Here is a 24,303-nt window from a genome sequence, read left to right as displayed (position 1 = left end):
GCCACCCGCCGTGAGCTCGTTTGGTCAGCCAGCTGCCTTGAATTCAGCGAACCGTTCCTCGAGCCGTTCTGGTGAGGGCCAGTCCATCCGCCGCTGCGGAGTGCTGCGGACCCAGAACCGGGGCAGGGCACTCGCCAGATGAGGCGCATCCTCACACCGGGTGCCTTCTGGGACTGGTTGGTGATCGGTCAAGACGAGCCCTTCGCGATCCGCGTTCGGTGCCGATATGGTGCGTTGCTGGTGACTGTCGGGTCGGGCGATGGCAGATCGGGGGAGGGTAATGGCACTCAGGCGCAAAGGCTCCCGGCGTATCACAGTCGATGGCGTTGTTTACCGCTGGAGGCTGCGCGGAAGGCCGACCTACAACCAGGGCAATTGCTGGTCACCGTGTATCTATGTTGTCGAGCGTGCCGAATCTGGTGGTGCCGTGCTCGTGGTCGAGACGGATCGCCCGCACCCCAGCAACTGGCTCGGGCGTAGAACCGAGCCGGTGCTACCACGGGAGGTGGCAGACACGATCAGGGTTGCGCTCGCTCGCGGGTGGGTGCCGACCGCCGATGGCCGGGCATTCCATCTTGATTTGTCGCACGGGTTCGACGCTGGTTTTCCACGGTAAACACGGCTCGCCATCGCGGTCACCAACCCAGCTTTGCCCTCCAACGCGACCAGCTGCTCGGTGATATCGAGATGACCGCAGATTCCCTAACCGACATCGGCGGTCGGCTCCTTCTCATGGATGGCAGGTGACGGAAGATCACTTGTCTGATGTGGTCGAGGGCCGATGATCCGGTGCGCGGCGGCGTATATGAGTGCGGAGAGGCCGAGTGCTACGAAGACGCCCAAGTTGCTGGTGCCGAGGCTGCCGTCGCGGGCGGCGGGGGTGAACAGGTAGCCCAACAGGGGGCCGATATGCGGATCACGGGAGGTGACCAAGCCGAGTCCGACAGCGGTTGCCGCGGTCAGGGAACCTACCCCGACCCAGTTGATCCGGCCGTAGACACCTGCGGGGCTGTAGAGGGCAGCGCGGTCGTAGCCGTGATGGCGGCGCTGCCACAGATCGGTCAGGAAGATCCCGGTCCATGCGGCCATCGGCACACCGATGACGGTGAGGAATGCCTGGAACGGGGCGAAGAAGTTCGGTGCCGCGAAGGCGACGTACCCACCGGCAAGCGTAACCAGGCCGGCATCGATCAGCACCGCGAGCTGGCGCGGAAGCCGGACGCCGATGGTCAGCAAGACCAGCCCGGAAGAGTAGAGGTCCATGATCGACGCGGACACGAACGCCAGCACGGCGAACGTGACGTATGGGACAAGGAACCACGTCGGCAGATGCGCTGCGAGGGCGCCGACCGGATCAGTGGTCGCGGCGTGCGCGACCGCTGGATCCCCGGCGGCCAGAAGAATCCCGAACGTCATCAGAACGATAGGTGGTGCGCTGCCGCCGAACGTGGTCCAGCCGACCACGGCACGTCGGCTCGCCGCCCGGGGCAGGTACCGGGAGTAGTCGGCGGCACAGTTCACCCAGCCCAGGCCGAGGGCGGTCGCGATGAGCGCCACGCCGCCGGCGAAAGCGCCCCACGTGAATTGGCCGGTCGCCGTGAACGAGATCCGAGGCAGCGTCAACACCAGATACACGCCGGTGAGAGCGGCGAATGCCACCGTGAGCCATTTCTGGACTCGCAAGATCACGTGCAGGCCATAGATCCCCACCACCGTCGAGACGACGATCACTGCTACGAAGGCGACGACCATGACCGCCGTGGTGTTCACATCAGGGTCCAGCCGCAGCGCCACGGTTTTCGCGGCGAGAGTGGAGAAGACCGCGCCCACGGTCTCCCACCCGACCAGCGCCAGGTAGCTCAGCGCGGCGGGAATCGTGTTGCCGTGCAATCCGAATGCCGCACGGCTGGCGACCATGGTCGGAGCCCCGCCCCGCTGCCCTGCCAGCGATGCCAGGCCGACCAGCAAAAACGACAACACGGCACCGACCGCCGCGGCAAGCGTCGCCGACAGCCAGCCCAGACCGAGCGCCGCCACGAACATGCCGAATGTTACGCAGATCACATTGATGTTCGGAGCGGCCCACGGCCAGAACAGTCCACGGGGGTCGCCTCGACGCTCGTAGTCGGCAACCCACTCGAGCCCTTTGCGCTCGATCGTCCAAGCCGTTCGTCCAGTTGGACCGGCCGCGGGCTTTGTCGGAGGTGGGAACTCGGTCGGCTGAGGAGCGGGCGAGGAGGCGCCCACAGGCTGCGATTCGGATCCGGTCACCCGGAGAATGTACCGCTAAATAACGACACGTTAAATAGCGGGAAGACATTGTGGCGGAGCAGTTCTCGAACAGCGCAAGGGTGATCGGAGCAAAGGCCTGCTTGTCTTGGGCCTGGGCGGTATGCGCGGCTGACGTGGCCGGTGCCGACGTCACGACCGCCCACGCGCCGAACTGATCATCGAGGGGGAAGCCCGAATTGCGTTCGGAGCGAGGCGAAGAGAGCATCGACATCCGGGCCGAAGACCATGGCCGTCTCGTGCAGGGTCGTGATCGCCGCGTCCAGGGCGTCGGGTTTGGTCGCGTCGACGATCGTCGGCAGGGCGAAGGACGGCCGGTGGATCGGACCCAGGTCGAAGGGATTCGGCGCGGGCTTACGCCAATCAGCCACGATGGATCCGACCACATCGTTACCGTTCTCGTCCACGGGCCCGAAGTCCTCCTCGTGCAAACGGGCGAACGCGGCCTCCATGTCGTCGAACGGGGGCGGCAGTGGTCTGCCCTCCCGCAGTGCGACCAAAGCCGTATGGACCCAAGGTCTTCCGGTGATGTCCGCCTTCTCGCACGCCTGGATGGCGGACCAGCGCGCCAAGCGACGTAGATCCTGCTCACCCATCGTGGCGATCGCCTCGGCGAGCGCGCGGTCGTAGCGGGACAGCTCTTCGGCGCCGTAATCCCGCAATTCCTCGATCGGATCTCCGCCCCACTGCTGTCGCTCGGCCGCCGCGGCTCGCTCCGGCAACTCGGAGATGTGCACGCGACTGAAGCCGCCGCTCTCCTCCGACACCATGACCCACTCGTCGGATTCCGCCGAGGCAGGGCGGTCGGAAATCGGAACATTCTCCGGCACACCGTATCCAGGCATATTCCACTGCACGGCCGGTAGCGGTTCACTGCCGTCGTCCGGCCAGAGCCGGATCCGCCACACATCGCCTGGTTCGGTCGATCCCGGCCAGCCGTAGGTGACGAAGCCGCGGCCACTGACCTCGATCAGATAGTCACCCTCCGGAACCGAACAGTCCGCCGCACCGTCTGTCGGTGACGACAGAGACAGGACTTCCTCGGGGCCGACGCGCAGCCGCGCCTCGCAAACCTGTTGCCACTGTTCCCGATCCCCGGGCGGGCGCGCTCCCCACACTTGCACCGTTACCGGCATCCGGAAGTTGTTCTGGTGCGGGCTGAGCACCACCATGGTCAGCCCGTCCGACGCATAGGGGTGTGCCGCCAGCGCGCGGTCGAGGAGATCAGTCTCCGAATCCGGATCTCCGAGACCGCCATCGACGCAGAACTGTCCGTAATCCATGAACAGTTCCGCCGTTTCCTCGCTGACCGGACGTGCCGCTTTGCTCATCGCGACATCCTGACACGAAGCGCCCGACCGCTGCCGCTGGCGATAACACCCGCCTCGGTAAGTGCTCTGATCCGAGCGGAGGGCGAAAACTGACAATCCGATGTTTCAACCGAGCTGCGGTTCGAGTGTTGACACCCTCCCCGAACGGGTGTAGCCCAGCCATAGGGGGACGAGACAGGGAAGGAGTTCGGTCATGCTCGGGGACCTTATCGCGGAAGAACAAGGCCAGGTCACGGTGCAGCGAGTAGTGCGCGGTGAGAACGGACTTCCGCCTGCGATGGAGAGTTCGTTCCAGGCCACGGGCCATCTGCTCGACGTCACCATCAACGACACCGGAACGTACACGGGTCGGCTTCGCGCCGACGGCACGCTCTACGGCGAGGGCCAGGGCGTCATCATGAGCCCGACCGGCGCCCACGCCAGTTGGCAAGGTTCCGGCGTCGGCATTCTCAGCGAGAACGGCTCGGTCAGCTGGCGCGGCTCGATCGTCTACGACACCGACTCGCCGGAATTCGCCGCGCTGCGCGGCACCGCGGGTGTCTTCGAATGGGAGACGGATGCGAGCGGCAAGGCGATCGGCAAGATGTGGTCCTGGAAGTAGGCTAGATGCCTGTTCACGTGCGGTGCTGAGCTCAGTGCCGCACTTCGGCCATCTCGACAGCGCGGCCCGCCCGCCGGGACAGTTCGCAGGCCTCGGCGACGTAGAACGCTTCGAGAGCGTCCAGAGGACCGCAGGGATTGTCGAGTTCGCCGTTGACGACCGCGACGAACGCGGACAGTTCCTCGGTATACGCGGGACGAAACCGCTCCATGAAGCTCGTGTAGGCAGGGCGGGAGGGGGGTGCGTAATCGGGTTCGACCGATGTGAGCGGTGCGCGGTCGTCCAAGCCGACGATGGCGTTCCCTTTGGAGCCCAATACTTCCAGGCGGACGTCGTATCCGGCTCCGTTGTAGCGGGTCAGCGACACGGTCGCCAGTGCTCCGTCGTCCATGCGTAGCAGCACGGCGGCGGTGTCGACGTCGTCGGCGTCGGCGAAGAACGCCGCGCCCCGGTTGGCCCCGAGGGCATGGACCTCGACGATCTCGCGTCCGGTCACCCAGCGGATGATGTCGAAATCGTGGACTCCGCAGTCGCGGAAGATGCCGCCCGACCGCGGAATGTATTCGGCGGGAGGGGGAGCCGGGTCGAGGGTGGTGGCGCGCACTGTGTGCAGCCAGCCGAGTTCGCCGGAGCGGACGGCTTCGCGTGCCGCGCGGTAGCCCGCGTCGAAGCGGCGTTGGAAGCCGATTTGGACGGGGACGGAGGAGTCGCGGATGTGGTCGATGACGGCGAGGGTGCCGTCGATGTCGGCGGCCACCGGTTTTTCGCAGAAGACGGGGATGCCCGCGTCGACGGCTCGGGTGATCAGCTCGGGGTGGGAGTCGGTGGCCGTGGCGATGATCAGGCCGTCGAGGTCGGCGGCGAAGAGGGTGTCGAGGTCGGGGGCGAATTCGACGCCGAGGTGGGTGGCGGTCGCGCGGGCCCGGTCGGCGTCGGCGTCGGCGACGAGGACGGTGGCGACGTTCGGGAGCTCGGTCAGGGTTTCGGCGTGTGCGGACCCGATGCGGCCGGTACCGGCCAGGCCCAAGGTGACGGCTCGGTGGGATGACATCGGCTCTCCTTCGAAGGGGAATCGCGGCCTGCGTCGACGGACGCGGCGGTGGTTCAGCGGCCGGGGGCGGCAGTGGTGGAGCGGATGACGAGCGAAGGCTGGAGGCGGCGGCGCACCGGGGCGGTGCGGCCGTCGCGCAGCCGTTCGGCGAGCGCCTCGATCGCGAGGCGGCCCATCTCGGTGCGGGGCTGGTCGATGGTGGTCAGGGCGACGTGACGCAGCGCGGCCAGCGAAGTGTTGTCGTAACCGACGATCGAAACGTCTTCGGGCACACGCAAACCCGCTTCCCCCAGTGCGGACATCGCACCCACGGCGTTGAAGTCGTTGCCGCAGACCAGCGCGGTGGGAAAGTTGTCGCGGGAGAACAGGTTCAGCAGTTTGCGCACCGCGGCCATGCCTGCGGAGTCGGTGTGTTCGCTGGGCACGACCATCGGCTCCAAGCCGTGGCGCTGCATGGCGGCGCGGTAGCCCTTGCGGCGTGGCGCCGAGGTGAAAGCGCTGCCGCCGTCGAGATGCACGATGCGCCGATGACCGAGGGCCACCAGGTGGTCGACGGCGAGACCGGCGCCGACCTCGCCGTCGTCGTTGACGGTGTCGATGTCGGCGACGGTGGAGGCGCGGGAGACCAGCACCAGCGGAGCCTGCCGCGCCGCTTCGCGAAGAGCGGCGGCGGGCAGGACGGGCGACAGCAGGATGACGCCGCCGGGCCGGAAGGACAGCAGGCTTTCCAATGCGGCCCGCTCGCGCGCGGCACTGCGGCGGCCGGTGTTGAGGATCAGTTCGAGACCGGATTCCTGGGCGGCGGCGTCCATGCTTTCGACCACGTCGGCGAAGAAGGCGTTGCGTAGGTCGGAGACCAGGACGCCGACGATGTTGGACGTCCGGCTGGCCAGCGAGCGCGCCATGATGTGCGGCTGGTAGCCCAGGTCTTTCGCCGCGTCCAGGACGGCGCGGCGGCGGTGCTCGCTGACCTTGGGGGAATTGCGCATGACGAGCGAGACGAGGGCACGGGACACGCCTGCGCGCGCGGCGACGTCCTCCATGGTGGGTCGCGCCATCTCGCCTCCGTTCCGAGTTCGTCCGATCCTTCGCCCGACCCCGCCGGACCGGACGATACAAGACCCCCGCGCCAGAATCAATAGAGCGCTCTAATCGGACTTTCCGGACGCTGGATGACATCTGTTTTCGGGTCAACTGAGGGATATCAGCAGGTAGCGACGCATTTGACCGGCGAAGCGAAAGCCCTTGACACACTATGACCTACGTTACATAGTTGGAGCGCTCCAATACAGCGGAGTCAACTCGACATCAAAGGTCGGAGAAGTGCCGATGATCGAATCCCTCTATCCGCTGCGTATCGCGGCCGCGCCGATCTCCTGGGGTGTCTGCGAGGTCCCCGGCTGGGGCCACGTGCTCGACGCGCGGACCGTGCTGTCGGAGATGGCCGCGCTCGGTCTGTCCGCCACCGAACTCGGCCCACCCGGTTATCTGCCGCGCGATCCAGCTGACCGGCGACGGGTGCTCGACGCCTTCGGCCTCACAGCGGTCGGCGGATTCCTCGCCCTCGTCCTGCATCGCGACAGGGAAGACGCCATCGCCCGGGCCGAGGACGCCGCATCGCTACTGGCCGCAACCGGCGCGGAAGTCCTCGTGCTCGCGGCCGCGACCGGACTGAAGGGATACGACGCGCGCCCGCGACTGGACGACGCCGAATGGCGCACCTTGGTCGATACGGCTTCCGCGATCCGCGATATCGCCGCAGCACACGGCCTGCGCACGGTCCTGCACCCGCACGTGGGCACCCACGTGGAGCGCCAGCCGGAGGTCGAGCGCTTTCTGGCCGACTCCGATCTCGAGCTCTGCCTGGACACCGGGCACCTGCTCATCGGCGGCACCGACCCCGTGCGCCTCGCACGGCGGCATGCCGAGCGAGTCGGGCACATACACCTCAAGGACGTCCGCGGCGCACTGGCCGACCGGGTGCGCGCCGGGGACCTGGAGTACAGCGAGGCGGTGCGCCAAGGGCTGTATGTCCCGCTCGGCGAGGGTGATGTCGACATCGCGGGGCTCGTGCGATGCGTGCGGGCCGCGGGCTATCGGGGCTGGTACGTGCTGGAACAGGACACAGCGCTGCGGCCGACCGACTCGCCGCGGCAGTCGAGCCGCGATGTCGAACGCAGCCTGCGCAACCTGGCCGACATCGCGCTCGCCGCGGCAGGAATCTAGTGGGAGCGATGACACCGATGTCTCTGAGACCACAGCGCGGCGCGACCACATCGCGCATACTGCCGTGGGTCGCCGCGGCCGCCCTCTTGGCCGCGTGTAGCGGCCCCGGCGCCGACGCGCCCGCTCCCTCGCGAACTCCGATCGCCGCTGGGACGGTCAATTCGGTCGCGGTCGTCACCCACGGCAGCCCCGGCGACGCGTTCTGGAACGTCGTCAAGAACGGCGCGGAGGCCGCGGGCAAAGATCTCGGCATCCGCGTCGAGTACAACGCCTCGGGTGATCCAGGCCAGCAGTCGAAGCTGATCGACAACGCGGTGGCGCAGGGTGTCGACGGCCTCGTCGTCTCGATGGCCAATCCCGAGGCGTTGCGACCTTCCGTGGAAAAGGCTGTGGCCGCGGGCATTCCGGTGGTGACGATCAATTCGGGTGAGGCCGAGAGCACGAAGTTCGGGGCCTTCGTCCACGTGGGTCAAAGCGAATCGCTGGCGAGTCGGGCAGCGGGCCGACGACTCGCCGACGCCGGGCGCACGAAGATGCTGTGCGTCATCCACGAGGCGGGCAACATCGGCGCGAACCAGCGTTGCGATGGCGCGACGAAGGCGTTCGGCAACGCGACGACGCTTCAAGTCGACATCAACAACCCGACCGACGCGCAGTCGAGGATCAAAGGCGCGCTGGAGGCCGACCGGTCCATCGACGCGGTCCTGACGCTGAACTCCCAAGTCGCCGCACGAGCCGTCGACGCGGTACGGGAAGCGGGATCGGCCGCCACCGTCGCCACCTTCGATCTGAATTCCGATGTGGTGGAGGCACTCCGGTCCGGGAGGCTGCTGTTCGCCGTCGATCAGCAGCAGTACCAGCAGGGCTATCTGCCGATCGTGCTGCTACGGCTCTACCGGACGAATCTGAACACCGTGGGAGGCGGCGCGCCGGTGCAGACCGGCCCCGGCTTCGTCGACAAGAGCAACGTAGAAGCCGTCGCCGCGCTCGTCGCCCAGGGCACGCGCTGAGGTCGGGAGTGCATGAAATGACCATTGCCACAAAAACAACCGACACCACGCGGGAACGATCGCCGGGTCTCACGCCACTCCAGCGCTTGGCCGTGCGGCCGGAGATCGGCGCGGCGCTGGGCGCGCTGCTGGTGTTCGTGTTCTTCTCGATCATCACCGACCGATTCCTGAGCCCGCTCGGCGTGGCGACCTGGCTGGACGACGCCTCCACGCTCGGCATCATGGCGGTGTCCGTGGCGCTGCTGATGATCGGCGGCGAGTTCGACCTGTCGGCGGGCGTGATGACCGCATCCACCGCGCTGGTCACCGCGTTGCTGGCGGTGCACGCCGGGTGGAACGTGTGGTTCGCGCTGCTGGCCTCGCTGGTGTTGGCGCTGGTGGTCGGCGCGTTCAACGGCTGGGTGGTGATGCGCACCGGACTGCCCAGCTTCATCGTCACGCTGGGCACGTTCCTCGCGTTGCAGGGCTTGAATCTCGGCGTGACGCGGCTGGTCACCGGCACGGTGCAGGTGTCGGGTGTGCGGAGTGCGGACGGTTATCAGTCGGCGGGCTGGGTGTTCGCCTCGACGCTCGACATCGGTGATGCGCGTATCCAGGCGTCGGTGGTGTGGTGGGTCGTGTTGACCGCCCTCGCCGCGATCATCCTGGTGCGCACGAGGTTCGGTAACTGGGTCTTCGCGGTGGGCGGCGCGCTGCCGAGCGCCCGCGCGGTCGGCGTGCCCGCCGACCGCACCAAGATCCTGCTGTTCATGGGCACCGCGTTCGCGGCCTGGGTGGTCGGTTCCTGCAACATCCTCCGGTTCGCGAGCGTGCAGGCCAATCAGGGCGTCGGTCTGGAACTGCACTACATCATCGCCGCGGTGGTGGGCGGGTGCCTGCTGACCGGCGGCTTCGGTTCGGCGGTCGGCGCCGCGATCGGCGCGCTGATCTTCGGTATGGCGCGCCAAGGCATCGTGTTCGCGCGCTGGGACAGCGACTGGTTCATGCTGTTCCTCGGTGCGCTGCTGCTGGCGGCGGTGCTGGTCAACAACAGATTCCAGAAACGAGCCGAAAGGGTGCGCCGATGACTCCCCTCATCGAGGCCAGCGACCTCGGCAAGAGTTACGGCGGCGTGGTCGCGTTGCGCGAGGTGTCCACCATGGTGAACGCGGGCGAGGTGACCTGCGTGCTCGGCGACAACGGCGCGGGCAAGTCGACGCTGATCAAGATCCTGGCCGGGGTGCACCAGCACGACCGCGGCGAACTGCGCGTCGAGGGTGACACGGTCCGGTTCTCCTCGCCTCGGGAGGCACTGGATCGCGGCGTCGCCACGGTGTATCAGGATCTCGCGGTGGTGCCGCTGATGAGCGTGTGGCGCAACTTCGTACTCGGCTCCGAACCCACCGTCGGATACGGGCCCTTCCGGCTGCTGGACCGCAAGAAGGGGCACGAGATCGCACGAACCGCACTGGCGGACATGGGAATCGACATCCGCGACCTGGAGCAGCCGGTGGGCACGCTGTCCGGCGGTCAGCGGCAATGCATCGCCATCGCGCGCGCCGTGCACTACGGGGCGAAGGTGCTGATCCTCGACGAGCCGACCGCCGCGCTGGGGGTGAAACAGGCCGGTGTGGTGCTGAAGTACGTTGTGCAGGCGCGCGAACGCGGACTCGGCGTAGTGCTCATCACGCACAACCCGCACCACGCCTATCCGGTCGGCGACCGGTTCCTGTTGCTGAAGCGGGGCGCGATGCTCGGTTCGTACGAGAAATCCGAGATCGACCTGCCCGAATTGACCCGCCAGATGGCGGGCGGGGCGGAACTGGACGCCTTGCAGCACGAACTGCGGCGGGTGGTGGACTCGTGACCGAACTGGAGGCGCTGACCATCGGCCGGGTCGGGGTGGACCTCTATCCGGAACAGAGCGGCGTCGCCTTGGCGCAGGTGCGCAGCTTCGCGAAGTTCCTCGGCGGCACCGCGACCAACGTCGCGGTGGCCGCCGCCCGGCTGGGCCGACGGTCGGCGGTGCTCACCAAGGTGGGACCCGACGGCTTCGGCGATTTCGTGCGGACCGCGCTGGAGGATTTCGGCGTCTCCTCGCGTTACGTGGCGACCGCGCCGCACCTGCTGACCCCCGTGGTGTTCTGCGAGCTCACGCCACCCGCCGATCCGCCGCTGCTGTTCTACCGAGCGCCGATCGCGCCGGATCTCACCATCACGCCCGACGAAGTGCCCTGGGACCTGGTCGATTCCGTGCCACTGCTGTGGGTCACGGGCACCGGCGTGAGCGCCGAGCCGGGCCGCGGCACCCAGCGCGAGATCCTGTTGCGGCGCGCGCGACGCGGGCACACCGTGCTCGACCTGGATTATCGGCCGATGTTCTGGCCCGACGCCGACACCGCGCGGGCGGAGATCGGCTGGATGCTCGACCACGTGAACGTGGTGGTCGGCAATCGCACCGAGGTCGAGGTGGCGGTCGGCACCGCGGACCCGGACGCGGCGGCCGACCGTTTGCTCGCCCGTGGCGTGCGCCTCGCGGTGATCAAACAGGGCGCCGACGGCGTGCTGGTCGCCACCGACGCCGAGCGCTGGACCGTGCCGCCCTGCCGGGTGGAGGTGGTGTGCGGGCTCGGCGCGGGCGACGGATTCGGCGGCGCGCTGATCCACGGTCTGCTCGCGGACTGGGATCCGCGGCGCATCGCCACCTACGCCAACGCGGCGGGCGCACTGGTGGCCGCACGTCTCGCCTGCGCCGACGCGATGCCCACCGCCGCGGAAATCGAGGAATTGCTGTGCGGTTGAGCCCGGCCCGGCTGCCAGTTCACCACTCACGAAGGACGGATCGGATGAAACTGACCGCGGCGCAGGCGCTGGTGGCCTGGTTGGTCGCCCAGCGCTCCGAAACGCTCGACGGCCGCGAGGTGCCGCTGTTCCCCGCCGTGTTCGGGATCTTCGGGCACGGCAATGTGCTCGGACTCGGTACCGCGCTGCACGAACGGCGCGACGAACTCCCGGTCTGGCGCGGGCACACCGAAGAGGGGATGGCGCTCGCGTCCGTCGGCTATGCCAAGGCCACGAACCGGCGTCAGGTGGGTGTCGCCACCTCGTCGATCGGTCCCGGCGCGCTGAACATGGTGACGGCGGCAGGTGTCGCACACGCGAATCGCCTTCCGCTGCTGCTGCTTCCGGGTGACACGTTCACCGGTCGCGCCCCGGACCCGGTCCTGCAGCAGGTCGAGCACTTCGGTGACGCCACCGTCACGGTGAACGACGCGTTCCGCGCGGTGAGCCGGTATTTCGACCGCATCACCCGCCCGGAACAGCTGATCGCCACCCTGCCGCAAGTCGTGCGGGTGCTCACCGACCCGGCCGACGCCGGTCCGGTCGTCCTCGCGCTCCCGCAGGACGTCCAAGCCGAGGACTACGACTTCCCCGACGTGCTCTTCGCGCCGGTCGTGCACCGCGTGGCGCGGCCTCGACCCGATCAGCGTGCCCTCGTCGACGCTGCTGCCGCGCTGCACGCCGCGCGTCGCCCGCTGCTGGTGCTCGGCGGCGGCGTCCGCTATTCGGGCGCAGGGCGCACCGTGCTGGATTTCGCCGAGCGCCATGGCATTCCGGTCGTGGAGACCACCGCGGGCCGTACGCTGGTTCCGCACGACCATCCGCTGTACGCGGGGCCGTTGGGCATCACCGGCTCGGCGTCGGCGAACGCGATGGCGGCCGAAGCCGACCTGGTCCTTGCGGTCGGGACCCGATTGCAGGACTTCACCACCGCGTCCTGGACCGTCTTCGCGCCGGACGTTCGCCTGGTGACGATCAACGTGGCGCGGTTCGACGCCGTCAAGCACGGCGCCCTCGCGGTGGTCGGTGACGCCGACGCCACCGTGCGGGAACTGGCCGACCAGCCGGGGGAGTGGCGGATCGATGCGGAGTGGACGGCGCGAGCGGCGGCGTTGCGCGGCACGTGGGACGCGCACATCGACAAGCTGCGCGCGCCGACTGCGGGCATGCCGAGCTACGCCCAGGTCGTCGGCGCGGTGAACGACCTGAGCGGGCCGAGCGACTACGTGATGACGGCCTCGGGTGGCTTACCCGGCGAACTCGTGGGCGGCTGGCGCGCGACGGGCGGCGCACCCACCATGGACGTGGAGTACGGCTTCTCCTGCATGGGCTACGAGCTCGCCGGGGCGTGGGGCGCGGCCATGGCGCATACCGATGGCGTGGTCACGACGCTGCTCGGGGACGGCTCCTATCTGATGCTGAATTCGGAGTTGTTCTCGGCCGCCTTCGCCGGGCACCCGTTCGTCGCGGTGGTCTGCGACAACGACGGCTACGCCGTGATCGCCCGCCTGCAAGAAGGCCAAGGCGGCGCCCCGTTCAACAACTTCTACGCGAATTGCCTTACCACCCAGGAGGATCCACCCCGCGTCGACTTCGCCGGTCATGCGGCGGCCCTTGGCTGTCACGTCTGCACGGCTGACGACCTCGACGAGTTCCGCCACGCCTACGCGCGGGCGCGTGCCGCCGCCGTTGCCGAATCCCGTCCGGCCGTGGTGGTGGTGCGGACACAGCCGTCGGCGTGGACCGATGCGGGCGCCTGGTGGGAGGTCGGCGTGCCGGAGCACCTGCCGGGGCGGACCGACTACGACGAGACCAAACCGCGTCAGCTGCGCTATCTGCGACCGTGAACAGAACTTAACGAACGGTGCGCCCGGCAGTAGGCCGACGTACGCTGAACTGTCGGAGTCTGCGTGCTGTAGGCTGTAAATCGTTGGGGCACAACGAAACTGGTAACCAGATCACCGGTGCCGAGCCGCGTAGGCCAAGGAAATGTTCATGGTGCCGGGCGCGGTGACCCATGCGATCGGGGTGTGCTCGTCGAGGAACGACGGCGAGCCCATCCGACTGGAAGTGCGGGCACCCGTATGGCTGTCGCGGCGAGGCCGTGCGGATCGGGGCCCAACCGAGCGTGGGAGGTGAAGACGCGGTCCGCGCCCGGCCGAGCGCAAGCGAAGCCGGTGGTGAGCGTTAGCTCACAGTTGGTGGGACCGAGCGTGAGTAATTCGTCGGATCATGGCATCGTTGATCTACGAGACCGGGACATATCGATGAACACACCTGGCTCGTCTACAGAAAGTATGAAATGGCTCAAGGCATTGTGAAGTGGTTCAACAGCGAGAAGGGCTTCGGCTTCATCGCGCAGGACGGCGGAGGACCCGACGTCTTTGTGCACTACTCGGCTGTGAGCGGCTCGGGTTTCCGGTCCCTCGATGAGGGTCAGCGCGTGGAATTCGAGATCGGCCAGGGACAGAAGGGCCCGCAGGCTCAGGACGTCCGCGTTCTCTGATCGCGACCAAGCTTCCGAAAGGCTCCGCACCGAAAGGGTGCGGGGCCTTTCGGCTTTTCAGAGGGCTTTTGCGTGCGGATCGCTCCAGTCCCGCAGCGCAGCGAGCAGGTCGAGGACGGTCCGACGGTGTGCGTCGCGATCCAGTCGGATCCGGGCGCGGTCAGTTCGAGCTGTTCGAGGTCGCGGAGGCGACGGTGATGCGCTGGTGCGCGACACGGTGTTCCCGGTCGCGCCACAGGCGGTGTATGGGCGGGCAAGCTCGCCTGTGGCCCCCGTCGATGGGAATGCGCGCTACTCGTCGTCCGCAGCATCGCGGTCGCCAAGATCTTGTACCTGGCGACACGCTCCTCAACAGCACCCCTAGGGCGCGGGCGCCCCGATGATGATGTGGCGCGGGTCACCATCGACTTCGTCCTGTCACCCGAAGCGCGAATCCGGCTCCGGCCTCGGATATCGGCGCTGATATGGCTCCGTTATTTCTGGACTCGGGGCAACGGCGCGGATCGGCAGTTATTCGGAGGCTCTATTGTCGCTCGTCTGTCGCGGCTGGCCCGAGTTTCCGTAGATCTATTTCTCAGAGCTTTCTCATGAAGTCCTTAGTTTGGAAAATTAGATGCGCCGAAACAGCATCGTGACCTGGTCAAATGACTAAAAGTGCACGTGAGAGCTATGGTTGTGAGTGGTGTGAGTCACGATCGGTGCATATCGTGCTCTGCATCACTAATTATTCGAATTCCGTAACCGCCGCCGTCCGGCCTTCGATGTGCCATGTGTCAGCCAGTTCGACTGGATAATGTTTCGAGGAAGAGGTATTTCCATGATCCCCGTTATCATCGACACCGGTAGTGCTGCCGTGAACGGTCTTTTCAACACGCTCGGCGCCGCGCTGCACGGTCTCGTCGACACTCTGTGGACGGGTTCCTTCGGCGGCCGCTGACCGACGTGACGGTCGAGGAGATCGACCGGTTCTCGCGCCCACTGACGGCGTGATCGAGCGGGCCCCCGCACCGGGCTGGTGCGGGGGCTTGCCGCTATCCGAGGCCCACCCTGCGGCGGCGCGCAGAGATAGATCCTGAAGTGCCTGCGAACTCGGCCCCGGACCGAACTCGGCCCCGGACGGCGACAGGCGAGATCAGTGGCGAGCGCCGACGGTGGACATCCGGACGAGCTCGGCCGCAAGCCGCTCGGGATGGGTCAGCTGCGGGTAGTGCCCGGTGCCCTCGATCGAGATCGCCTCCCGCGATGTCGGGATGGTGATCGGATCCGCTGAACCGGTGACGATTCGCACCGGCACCTCGACCCGGTCGAGCAATGCCCGCAACTCCTCGCGTCGCGCGGAGGAGCTCGCCCGGCGCAGCGCGCCGACGGTTCGCGCGGCGACGCCGGGTCTGCGCAGATTCGCCGCGGCGCTCGGGATCGCCGCGCTTTCGGGCACACCGAGCCGTTTCGCCAAGGCGGCGGCCGAGATTCGTTTCAGCGCTACCGTCATCAGCGGCGAGCGCAGCAGCATCCCGGCCCGCGGTTGCAAGAACGCGGGCGCCACGAGGACCACACCGGAGATCCGCTCCGGATGCTCGGCCGCGTAGCGCAGCACCGGTCCGCAGCCGAGCGAATGGCCGACCAGCACCGGCCGGGTGTGTACCGAGGAGAGCAATCGAGGCAGAGCCGCATCGATGTCGCCGGGCGCTGAACGTCCGAGTCCGGGGAGGTCGATGGCGAGACTCGATCCATCCAACTCGGCGCGCACCGTGTTCCAGGACTCGCCGTCCAGCGGAAGGCCGTGCACCAACACGTAAGCCGGACGTTCGCGTTCCCCGCTCACCCAGACGCCGTGGTCGAATCCGGCGGTCGGATCGTCCGCCACCGCGCCGAACCGGCTGGCCACCAGATGGTCCGCCCACGCCAGAATGGTCGCCTCGGTGGAAGGCATGGTGAGCCCGGCGCGTCGCGCGACCTCGTCCGCCGCGGAGGTGTCGTAGCGGTCGTCGGCGATGAAGGTCATCGTCTCCGGATCGGCGCCGGTCAACCCGCGGGGAAGCTTCGAGATCACGCCAGCCGGAATCGAGAACCGTGGTGCCCGGACCCCCAGGTGGCGGGCCAGCAGCCGAATCAGCTTCGGCAGCACCGGGGTTCGATCGTCGAGCACGGTGTAGGACCGGCCCGCGGTATCGGGGAGAGCGGGCAGGCTGATCAGGAAATCGGTGAAGTAGTCCAGGTCGACGATCGGCACGAAGGTCTGCGCGCCGCCGGGAATCGCCGCGAGCTTGCCATTCCACAGATCCTGCACCACGTTCGCCAATCCAATGTATTGGCCGGGGCCGATCACGCTGCTCGGGTTCGCGATGGTCAGCGCGACGCCGAGGTCGGCCGCGCGCCGCCGCAGCAGCGGATCCGACTCGAACTTGGACGCCCCGTACGCGCCGTTCTCGTAATGCTGTTCCTGGGATTCCTCGACGGTGATCCGGTATCCGGTGATGTGCACGACGCGCCGCAGGTCCGGGAGGGCTGCCGCCCAGTCGAGCACGCGCAGCGCCCCGGTGACATTGACCGCGTACGCGTCCTCGGGCGCGAGTCCGAACGCGAAACGGGCCGCGCAGTTGTACACGTCGCGGATGCCGGACGGGTCGAAGTCTTCGGGCAGGCCGAGGTCCGGCGCGGTGACATCGCACGCGATGATCTCCAGCCTGCTCGCCTGGACCCCGCGTCTGCGCAACCAGGCGGTGAGCCGCTCCTCGCTACCGGGACGCAAGGCGGCGGCGACGGAATGTCCCTGCGCGAGCAAGCGGGCGACCGCGTTGCGGCCGAGGAACCCGGCGGCGCCGAACACGATGCTGTCGGACATGAGATGCTCCTTACTAGACCGGTCTACATATTTTGTGGACCTGCGAAAGGGTCGGTGGGGCTGGTCGGTTCAGATCAGGTGGTGCAGGGTGCGCTCCACCCGGTCCAGAGGTTCGCGGCTGCGTTGCGCGCGGGCCAGCAGCAACGCACCCTCGACCATCGCGAGCACCGCGGCGGCCAGGTCGTCGGCGTCGTCGCGGCCGTCGGCCCGCAGGCGGATGCGCAGCGCCTCCTGCCACGCCGCGTAGGCGGCGGCGCACTCGGCTTGGATCGGGTCGTTCGCGGCCGCCACGTCCAGGGCGACCGTGGCGACCGGGCAGCCCTGCTGCCAGCCGGACGCCTCCAGGCGGTCGCCGAACGCTTTCAGCAGTCTGGTCGCCGCCGCGGCGGTGTCGCCGGGCTCGATGGTGTCGATGAGCGTCGCGATGTCCTTGCCCGCCTGGGCGATCGCCTCCGCGACCAATTCGTCCTTGCCGCCGGGGAAGTGGAAGTACAGCGAGCCGCGCGGCGCTCCGCTGGCCGCCAGGATCTGGTTGAGGCCCGCGCCGTAGTAGCCGTGCCGCTCGACCAGCGCCCGCGTCGCGTCGACCAGTTTGCCGCGTGTCTCGGTGCCTTTCGCGCCCATGCTCTGTGACTGTAGACCGGTCTGCATATTTTTGCCAGCCGCGCGACTGAGGACGGCCGCCTACCAGGTGGTAGGAGCGACCGAAACCGCGCGCACTAAGCTGGTCGACGGTAATTGCCGACCCCATTCCCCAGGAGTAACCCACGTGAGCCAAGCAGGCCGTCCTGTAGTTCTGATCGCCGACAAGCTCGCCCAGTCGACCGTCGATGCGCTCGGTGACGGTGTCGAGGTTCGGTGGGTCGACGGTCCCGACCGCCCGGCCCTGCTGGCCGCGGTGCCCGAAGCCGACGCGCTGCTGGTGCGCTCGGCGACCACGGTCGACGCCGAGGTCCTGGAAGCCGGGAAGAACCTGAAGATCGTCGCCCGCGCCGGCGTCGGCCTGGACAACGTCGACGTGCCCGCCGCCACCGAGCGCGGCGTCATGGTCGTGAACGCGCCCACCTCGAACATCCACACCGCCGCCGAGCACGCGGTCACCCTGCTGCTGGCCGCCGCGCGCCAGATCCCCGCCGCCGACGCCACCCTGCGCGAGCACACCTGGCAGCGCAGCAAGTTCAACGGTGTGGAGATCTTCGGCAAGACCGTCGGCGTGGTCGGCCTCGGCCGCATCGGTCAGCTCTTCGCCGCGCGCCTGGCCGCCTTCGAGACCAAGGTCGTCGCCTACGACCCGTACGTGTCGCCCGCGCGCGCCGCGCAGCTGGGCATCGAGCTGCTGAGCCTCGACGAACTGCTCGAGCGCGCCGACCTGATCTCCATCCACCTGCCGAAGACCCCCGAGACCAAGGGCATCATCGGTAAGGAGGCCATCGCCAAGACCAAGCCGGGCGTGATCATCGTCAACGCCGCCCGCGGCGGCCTGGTCGACGAGGCCGCGCTGGCCGAGGCGATCAAGTCCGGTCACGTGCGCGCCGCAGGCCTGGACGTCTTCGAGACCGAGCCCTGCACCGACAGCCCGCTGTTCGATCTGCCGCAGGTCGTCGTGACCCCGCACCTCGGCGCCTCCACCGCCGAAGCCCAGGACCGCGCGGGCACCGACGTCGCCAAGTCGGTGCTGCTGGCCCTGGCCGGGGAATTCGTGCCCGGCGCGGTGAACGTCACCGGCGGCACCGTCAGCGAAGAGGTCGCGCCGTGGCTGGACATCGTGCGCAAGCAGGGCGCCCTGCTCGGCGCGCTGTCCAACGAGCTGCCCGTCAGCGTCGAGGTCCAGGTGCGGGGCGAGCTGGCCGCGCAGGAGGTCGGCGTGCTGGAGCTGTCCGCGCTGCGCGGCATCTTCTCCGCGCACGTCGAGGACCAGGTCACCTTCGTCAACGCACCGGCGCTGGCCAAGGACCGCGGGATCAGCACCCAGGTCGCCACGGCGTCGGAGAGCCCGAGCCACCGCAGCGTGGTCGACCTGCGCGCCGTCTTCGGCGACGGCTCCACCCTGAACGTGGCGGGCACGCTGACCGAGCCGCAGCTGGTGGAGAAGATCGTCAACATCAACGGCCGCAACTACGACATGCGCGCCGAGGGCCTGAACCTGGCCATCCTCAACTACGAGGACAAGCCGGGCGCGCTGGGCAAGATCGGCACCAAGCTCGGCGAGGCCGGAATCGACATCCTGGCCGCGCAGCTGACCCAGGACGTGGACAAGGAAGGCGCCACCGTCGTGCTGCGGGTCGCCCGCGAGGTGCCCGGCGACGTGCAGGCCGCGATCGCCGAGTCGGTCGGCGCGGGCAAGATCGTCTTGGTCGACCTGTTCTGATCGGATCGCGGGTCATGCCCGCGTAGTGCAGGACCGACGCCGCGTGCGAAGTATTCGTGCGCGGCGTCGCTCGTCGGTCTTCCCGAGGTCCGGGTCCGGCCCGGCCGGTCCGCTCACGTGTCCGCGCGGGTCGCCCCGTGTCCGCCGCCCAGTTCTCGACTGTCCGGCCGCGCCGAGTACCGTGACGGTGCTGCGGTCACCGGTCGGCATGTCGTGCTCACCCCGACGGTCGAACCACGGGCCGCGCATCGTGGCGGCCTCGACCGGCAAACATCGAACGGAGCATTTGTCATGAAGCTTGCTGTCATCCCGGGTGACGGGATCGGGCCCGAGGTCATCGCCGAGGCGCTCAAGGTGCTCGACGTGGTCGCCCCCGGTGTCGAGAAGACCGAATACGATCTGGGCGCGCGGCGCTACCACGCGACCGGCGAGATCCTGCCGGACTCGGTGCTGCCCGAGCTGAAGCAGCACGACGCGATCCTGCTCGGCGCGATCGGCGATCCGTCGGTGCCCAGCGGCGTGCTCGAACGCGGACTGCTGCTGCGCACCCGGTTCGCGCTGGACCACCACGTGAACCTGCGGCCGTCCAAACTGTTCCCCGGCGTGACCAGCCCGCTGGCGGGCAACCCCGACATCGACTTCGTGGTGGTCCGCGAAGGCACCGAGGGCCCCTACACCGGCACCGGCGGCGCGATCCGCGTCGACACCCCGCACGAGGTCGCGACCGAGGTCAGCACCAACACCCGGTTCGGCATCGAGCGCGTGGTGCGGTACGCCTTCGCCAAGGCGCAGGCCCGGCGCAAGCACCTCACGCTGGTGCACAAGACCAACGTGCTCACCTTCGCCGGCTCGCTCTGGCAGCGCACCGTGGACGAGGTCGCCGCCGAGTTCCCCGATGTCACAACGGCTTACCAGCACATCGACGCCGCGACCATCCACCTGGTGAACGATCCGGGCCGGTTCGACGTGATCGTCACCGACAACCTCTTCGGCGACATCATCACCGACCTGGCCGCCGCCGTGAGCGGCGGCATCGGCCTGGCCGCCAGCGGCAATATCGACGCCTCCGGGACGAACCCGAGCATGTTCGAGCCGGTGCACGGCAGCGCCCCCGACATCGCGGGCCAGTCCAAGGCCGACCCCACCGCCGCGATCCTCTCGGTCGCGCTGCTGCTCGAGCACCTCGGCGATGCCGAGGCCGCCGCCCGCATCGAGTCGGCGGTCGCCAAGGACCTCGCGTCTCGCTCCGGCGGCGCGTCGACCGTGGAGATCGGCAACCGTATCGCCGCCGCCGTCTGACACCGACGTACCCGAAGGTCCCGCCCCCGGATCAGGGGCGGGGCCTTCGCTTGTACGGGCTCTGTGAGATGGCCCCGCGCTGCCCATCTCCTCGGCGCCGCAGATGGCGTGGCAGCACCGACCCTGGTATTCGCTCGGCGGCGGGAGAGGTTGCCGGAGAGGCTTATTCGGGGTCGGTGGGTACCAGGGGGACGGCGGCTACCGCCGCGACGGCGGCGAGCAGGAAGGCGGCGGAGAAGCCGCTTGCGGTGATGAGGGCCCCGGACACGGGCGGGATCGCGGCCATGGCCAGGTTCTGGCCGGTGTTCTGGATGCCGAGGCCGCGGCCGCTCCAGTACGGGCCCGCGATTTCGGCTACCGCCGTGAAGGCCAGTCCGTTGTCGGAGACGGTGATCACGGACGCGGCGATCAGCAGCGGGATGGCGGCCCACCACCAGTGGGTCCAGGAGGTCAGAGCCAAGCCCGCCATCGAAAGCACGGCGGCGATGGCGACCGCGCGCAGCGGCCCCATCCGGCTGCCGACGCGATCCGACCACGCGCCCGCGCCGATGCGGCCCAGTGCGCCGAGCAACTGCGTGAACGTGACCAGTGCGCCCGCGGCGGCCAGCGACCAGCCGACATCGCGGTGCAGCCACAGCAGCGCGAACGTCCACACGGTGCCCTGCGGGACGACGAGCAGCACCGAGACCAAGTGGATGCGCCAGAGGGTGGCGTCATCGCGATAAGGGTTGGCGCGCAAGGCCGGATCGGCGGTGGAGCGCGCTGGGCGCGGCGGGTCGACGATGCCCGTCAGGCAGCCGAGGGCCGCCAGGCCCGCCATCAGCGCGGGAACCAGAATGGCCGTGGGCACGCCGTAGGCAGCGGCCGCCGCGGGAATCGCCAACGCGCCGACGCCGACGCCGAGCGGCTGCGCGGTCTGCCGGATCCCCATCGCCAGTCCCCGCCGGTGCGGCGGGAACCAGCCGACGATCACTCGCCCGCTGGCGCCGTTGGTACTGGCCGCCCCGACGCCGCCGAGAAACAGCAGCGCGCCCAGGGCGAGGTGGTCGGTGGCCGCCGCCGCGGCGCATCCCGCCACCAGCATCAGCAGCGGTCCGCCGACCAGCACCTTGCGCTCGCCGATCCGGTCCACCACGTAACCCCACGCGATGAGGGTGCACACCAGTCCGACGGTCGGCATCGCCACCAGCAGGCCAGCGGTGGCCAGCGGCATGCCGCGGTCGGTCAGCGCGGGCAGCAGGAACGGGACACCGTGGATGAAGACCGCGCTGGATGCTTGGGCGAAGACGCCGAGACCGAGCATGGACCAGCGCCGAACCTCGTCGATCTGGATCTCGGTCGCCATCGGCCTCACCTCAATATCTCAATATTTGGGATTGTATTCCCACTCTGTGAACTTCGCTGCTCACCGTACACCCGCCGGGCGGCGCGCATCGACGGCTGCGGCTGTCGTACTGCTCACAGCGCGATCGCCGACGCGGGCCGGAAAATTCCGTACCACTCGGTCGGGCGCGTTCGGGCAGGTGGCGGCGGGTCGATAGACTGCCCGGCATGCGTCTAGGTCGAGTTGCCAGTCCCGATGGAGTCGCCTTCGTCAGCATCGAAGGCGACGTGAGCGACAGTGCGGGCCAGAGTGCGGCGGGATCGGCGATCGCCAAGGAGATCGCGGAACACCCGTTCGGCACACCGACGTTCACCGGCCGCAGCTGGCCGCTGGCCGACGTGCGGTTGCTCGCCCCGATCCTGGCCAGCAAGGTGGTCTGCGTCGGCAAGAACTACGCCGCCCACGCCGCCGAAATGGGCGGCCCCGCACCGGAAGACCCGGTGATCTTCCTCAAGCCGAACACCGCCATCGTCGGGCCGAACGCCCCGATCATCCTGCCGCCCAGCGCTTCTCAGGTCGACTATGAAGGCGAACTCGCCATCGTCATCGGCCGCCCGTGCAAGGACGTGCCCGCCGCCCGCGCGCTGGACGTCGTCCTCGGCTACACCGTCGCCAACGACGTGACCGCCCGTGACCAGCAGCGCCACGACGGCCAGTGGACCAGGGCGAAGGGTTACGACACGTTCTGCCCGCTCGGTCCGTGGATCGAAACCGCCATCGACCCTTCGGATCTGGAGATCGTCACCGAGCTCGACGGCGAGGTGCGCCAACGCAGCCGCACTTCGCTTCTGCTGCACGACATTCCGAAGCTCATCGAGTGGGTCACCACCGTGATGACACTGCTGCCCGGTGACGTGATCCTCACCGGAACCCCCGAGGGCGTCGGCCCGATGAAGGAGGGTCAGCAGGTGTCGGTGACCGTCGATGGGATCGGAACGCTCACCAATCCCGTTGCCGCCAAACGCTGATCGAAAGAGAGCCATGACTGAAGTACGGGTCCGATTCTGCCCGTCGCCGACCGGAACACCGCACGTCGGCCTGATCCGGACAGCGCTGTTCAACTGGGCCTACGCCCGCCATCACGGTGGCACATTCGTCTTTCGTATCGAAGACACCGATGCCGCTCGCGATTCCGAGGAGTCCTACCGGGCGATTATCGACGCGCTGCGCTGGCTCGGCCTCACCTGGGACGAGGGCCCGGAGGTCGGCGGGCCGTATGAACCGTATCGCCAGTCGCAGCGAAAAGATCTGCATCTGGACGTGGTCCGGCGTTTGCTGGAGGCCGGGGAGGCATATGAATCGTTCTCCACGCCAGAGGAAGTCGAGGCTCGTCACCGGGCTGCTGGACGCGACCCGAAGCTCGGTTACGACAACTACGACCGCGACCTGACGCCCGAGCAAATCGAGGCCTACCGAGCCGAAGGCCGCGCCGCCGTGGTCCGGCTGCGAATGCCCGACGAGGACCTGTCCTGGCACGATCTCGTGCGCGGCGAAACCACGTTCAAGGCGGGCTCCGTCCCGGACTTCGCGCTCACCCGCGGCACCGGCGACCCGCTGTACACCCTGGTCAACCCGGTCGACGACGCGCTGATGCGGATCACCCACGTGCTGCGCGGCGAGGACCTGCTCTCCTCCACCCCGCGGCAGCTCGCGCTGTATGCCGCACTGCGCCGGATCGGGGTCACCGATTTCACGCCGGAGTTCGGTCATCTGCCCTTCGTCATGGGGCAGGGAAACAAGAAGTTGTCCAAGCGTGATCCGGAGTCGAATCTGTTCGCCCACCGCGACCGCGGGTTCATTCCCGAGGGTTTGCTGAATTATCTCGCGCTACTCGGCTGGGGCCTGTCCGAGGACCGCGACGTGTTCACGATGACGGAGATGGTCGAAGCCTTCGATATTTCGAAAGTAAATTCGAATCCGGCCCGTTTCGACCAGAAGAAGGCGGACGCGCTCAATGCCGAGCACATCCGATTGCTGGAGCCGGGCGATTTCGCCCATCGGCTCCGGGAGTATCTGACCGAACACGGCCATATCGGCGCGGAAATCGACGAGAAGGTGTTCTCCGCCGCGGCCGCGCTCGTGCAGACCAGGATCGTCGTGTTGGCCGACGCCTGGGAACTGTTGCGTTTCTTGTTCGCACCCGCGGACGAGTTCGCGATCGACCCCGCGGCGGGCGCCAAGAATCTCGGGCCCGACGCCACCGAGGTATTGCAAGCCGCTATTGCCGCGGTGACGCCGTTGCCGGAGTGGACGACCGAGGCGCTCGAAGAGGCGCTGAAAAAGGCGCTCATCGAAGATCTGGGGCTGAAACCGCGCAAAGCCTTCGCGCCGGTGCGGGTCGCGGTGACCGGATCGCATATCAGCCCGCCGCTGTACGAGTCGTTGGAACTGCTCGGCCGGGAGGTCGCCCTGGACCGGCTGCGCTCGGCGCTGACCTGGACCGCGCCGGGCGACGCTGCGTCCTGAAAAGCGCGGCCGGACGGAGTCGTCCTCCGGCCGCGCCGGGCCGCGTAGCGCCTAGAATGTGGCTTTGACCAGGCGATTTGTAGTAAACCGGTAGCCGTTTGGTACTCTTC

Annotated in this window: 19 protein-coding genes; 12 read left to right on the top strand and 7 right to left on the bottom strand. The window is 68.2% G+C overall.

The features are described from left to right. Nucleotides 1–702: 702 nt before the first annotated feature. Together ON34_RS18390 and ON34_RS37650 are read right to left on the bottom strand one after the other, a co-directional pair. Nucleotides 703–2,271 (bottom strand): purine-cytosine permease family protein, encoded by a 1,569-nt coding sequence (locus ON34_RS18390; RefSeq protein ID WP_218003904.1) that lies wholly within the window; start codon nucleotides 2,269–2,271, stop codon nucleotides 703–705. Between the two features lie 176 nt (nucleotides 2,272–2,447). Next, on the bottom strand, nucleotides 2,448–3,620 hold the full coding sequence (locus tag ON34_RS37650; protein ID WP_040780770.1) for a hypothetical protein: 1,173 nt from the start codon (nucleotides 3,618–3,620) through the stop codon (nucleotides 2,448–2,450). Between the two features lie 193 nt (nucleotides 3,621–3,813). On the opposite strand from ON34_RS37650, the gene ON34_RS18380 reads away from it, so the two are divergent. Then, nucleotides 3,814–4,221, top strand: a complete 408-nt coding sequence (locus tag ON34_RS18380; RefSeq protein WP_040780768.1) for a hypothetical protein — start codon at nucleotides 3,814–3,816, stop codon at nucleotides 4,219–4,221. 31 nt (nucleotides 4,222–4,252) lie between these two features. Here the strand turns inward: ON34_RS18380 and ON34_RS18375 are convergent, their stop codons facing one another. Both ON34_RS18375 and ON34_RS18370 read right to left on the bottom strand, forming a co-directional pair. Beyond that, nucleotides 4,253–5,272 carry a Gfo/Idh/MocA family protein gene (locus ON34_RS18375; RefSeq protein WP_085997093.1) on the bottom strand — a complete coding sequence of 340 codons (1,020 nt, stop codon included), beginning with the start codon at nucleotides 5,270–5,272 and terminating at the stop codon, nucleotides 4,253–4,255. 53 nt (nucleotides 5,273–5,325) lie between these two features. Beyond that, nucleotides 5,326–6,330, bottom strand: a complete 1,005-nt coding sequence (locus ON34_RS18370; RefSeq protein ID WP_040780766.1) for a LacI family DNA-binding transcriptional regulator — start codon at nucleotides 6,328–6,330, stop codon at nucleotides 5,326–5,328. 271 nt (nucleotides 6,331–6,601) lie between these two features. On the opposite strand from ON34_RS18370, the gene ON34_RS18365 reads away from it, so the two are divergent. From ON34_RS18365 to ON34_RS18335, 7 genes are all read left to right on the top strand, one after another. Continuing rightward, nucleotides 6,602–7,498, top strand: a complete 897-nt coding sequence (locus ON34_RS18365; protein WP_040780764.1) for a TIM barrel protein — start codon at nucleotides 6,602–6,604, stop codon at nucleotides 7,496–7,498. A gap of 8 nt (nucleotides 7,499–7,506) precedes the next feature. Continuing rightward, on the top strand, nucleotides 7,507–8,508 hold the full coding sequence (locus ON34_RS18360; protein ID WP_245548087.1) for a sugar ABC transporter substrate-binding protein: 1,002 nt from the start codon (nucleotides 7,507–7,509) through the stop codon (nucleotides 8,506–8,508). Between the two features lie 17 nt (nucleotides 8,509–8,525). Further along, nucleotides 8,526–9,575 carry an ABC transporter permease gene (locus tag ON34_RS18355; protein WP_040780762.1) on the top strand — a complete coding sequence of 350 codons (1,050 nt, stop codon included), beginning with the start codon at nucleotides 8,526–8,528 and terminating at the stop codon, nucleotides 9,573–9,575. Beyond that, complete coding sequence (locus tag ON34_RS18350) at nucleotides 9,572–10,354, top strand: ATP-binding cassette domain-containing protein (protein WP_040780760.1); 783 nt, start codon at nucleotides 9,572–9,574, stop codon at nucleotides 10,352–10,354. Before ON34_RS18355 ends, ON34_RS18350 begins: the two co-directional genes overlap by 4 nt. Then, nucleotides 10,351–11,289, top strand: coding sequence for a 5-dehydro-2-deoxygluconokinase (iolC, locus tag ON34_RS18345; RefSeq protein ID WP_040780758.1), 939 nt, complete (start codon nucleotides 10,351–10,353; stop codon nucleotides 11,287–11,289). Before ON34_RS18350 ends, iolC begins: the two co-directional genes overlap by 4 nt. A gap of 44 nt (nucleotides 11,290–11,333) precedes the next feature. Further along, a complete protein-coding gene (gene iolD, locus ON34_RS18340; protein WP_040780757.1) occupies nucleotides 11,334–13,175 on the top strand; it encodes a 3D-(3,5/4)-trihydroxycyclohexane-1,2-dione acylhydrolase (decyclizing) in 1,842 nt (613 codons plus the stop codon). A gap of 455 nt (nucleotides 13,176–13,630) precedes the next feature. Next, on the top strand, nucleotides 13,631–13,834 hold the full coding sequence (locus tag ON34_RS18335) for a cold-shock protein (RefSeq protein ID WP_014987157.1): 204 nt from the start codon (nucleotides 13,631–13,633) through the stop codon (nucleotides 13,832–13,834). A gap of 1,132 nt (nucleotides 13,835–14,966) precedes the next feature. Here the strand turns inward: ON34_RS18335 and ON34_RS18330 are convergent. Further along, on the bottom strand, nucleotides 14,967–16,676 hold the full coding sequence (locus ON34_RS18330) for an alpha/beta fold hydrolase (protein WP_040780755.1): 1,710 nt from the start codon (nucleotides 16,674–16,676) through the stop codon (nucleotides 14,967–14,969). A gap of 69 nt (nucleotides 16,677–16,745) precedes the next feature. Beyond that, on the bottom strand, nucleotides 16,746–17,300 hold the full coding sequence (locus ON34_RS18325) for a TetR/AcrR family transcriptional regulator (protein ID WP_040780754.1): 555 nt from the start codon (nucleotides 17,298–17,300) through the stop codon (nucleotides 16,746–16,748). A gap of 145 nt (nucleotides 17,301–17,445) precedes the next feature. Here ON34_RS18325 and serA point away from each other — a divergent pair, with 145 nt between their 5' ends. Together serA and ON34_RS18315 are read left to right on the top strand one after the other, a co-directional pair. After that, nucleotides 17,446–19,044, top strand: a complete 1,599-nt coding sequence (serA, locus tag ON34_RS18320; RefSeq protein WP_040780753.1) for a phosphoglycerate dehydrogenase — start codon at nucleotides 17,446–17,448, stop codon at nucleotides 19,042–19,044. A 291-nt stretch (nucleotides 19,045–19,335) separates the two neighbouring features. After that, complete coding sequence (locus ON34_RS18315; RefSeq protein WP_040780751.1) at nucleotides 19,336–20,343, top strand: 3-isopropylmalate dehydrogenase; 1,008 nt, start codon at nucleotides 19,336–19,338, stop codon at nucleotides 20,341–20,343. Nucleotides 20,344–20,506: 163 nt separating this feature from the next. Here the strand turns inward: ON34_RS18315 and ON34_RS18310 are convergent, their stop codons facing one another. Continuing rightward, nucleotides 20,507–21,688 (bottom strand): MFS transporter, encoded by a 1,182-nt coding sequence (locus tag ON34_RS18310; protein WP_040780749.1) that lies wholly within the window; start codon nucleotides 21,686–21,688, stop codon nucleotides 20,507–20,509. 206 nt (nucleotides 21,689–21,894) lie between these two features. On the opposite strand from ON34_RS18310, the gene ON34_RS18305 reads away from it, so the two are divergent. After that, the gene (locus ON34_RS18305) at nucleotides 21,895–22,695 is read left to right on the top strand and encodes a fumarylacetoacetate hydrolase family protein (protein ID WP_040780748.1); all 801 of its coding nucleotides are present in this window, start codon (nucleotides 21,895–21,897) and stop codon (nucleotides 22,693–22,695) included. Nucleotides 22,696–22,708: 13 nt separating this feature from the next. Continuing rightward, a complete protein-coding gene (gene gltX / locus ON34_RS18300) occupies nucleotides 22,709–24,193 on the top strand; it encodes a glutamate--tRNA ligase (protein ID WP_040780746.1) in 1,485 nt (494 codons plus the stop codon). Nucleotides 24,194–24,303 lie beyond the last annotated feature (110 nt).

Source organism: Nocardia pneumoniae NBRC 100136 (genome assembly GCF_000308755.1).
In the GTDB taxonomy this organism is placed as follows: Bacteria; Actinomycetota; Actinomycetes; order Mycobacteriales; family Mycobacteriaceae; genus Nocardia; species Nocardia pneumoniae.
The sequence above is the reverse complement of the archived record's forward strand: the minus strand, read 5'-3'. Positions and strand labels throughout refer to the sequence as shown.